The sequence below is a fragment of the Acinetobacter sp. LMB-5 genome, assembly GCF_001541635.1.
Classification (GTDB): domain Bacteria; phylum Pseudomonadota; class Gammaproteobacteria; order Pseudomonadales; family Moraxellaceae; genus Acinetobacter; species Acinetobacter pittii.
The window spans coordinates 1-332 of record NZ_LRDR01000108.1 but is presented as its reverse complement, the minus strand read 5'-3'; the positions used below and the strand labels follow the sequence as shown (position 1 = coordinate 332).

Genomic DNA, 332 nt, shown 5'->3' with positions numbered 1-332 from the left:
ACGGTACCATTTTGCCTAGTTCCTTCACCCGAGTTCTCTCAAGCGCCTTGGTATTCTCTACCCGACCACCTGTGTCGGTTTGGGGTACGATTCCTTACAATCTGAAGCTTAGAGGCTTTTCCTGGAAGCATGGCATCAATGACTTCACTACCGTAGTAGCTCGACGTCGTGTCTCAGCCTTAAGAGAAACCGGATTTACCTAATCTCTCAGCCTACGCACTTGAACCTGGACAACCGTCGCCAGGCCCACCTAGCCTTCTCCGTCCCCCCATCGCAATTGTAAGAAGTACGGGAATATTAACCCGTTTCCCATCGACTACGCCTTTCGGCCT

1 rRNA gene is annotated in these 332 nt (G+C 51.5%); it reads right to left on the bottom strand.

Annotation, left to right across the window (positions count from 1 at the left end):
• Positions 1–332, bottom strand: a 23S ribosomal RNA gene (locus tag AW165_RS18725); the annotation flags it as partial.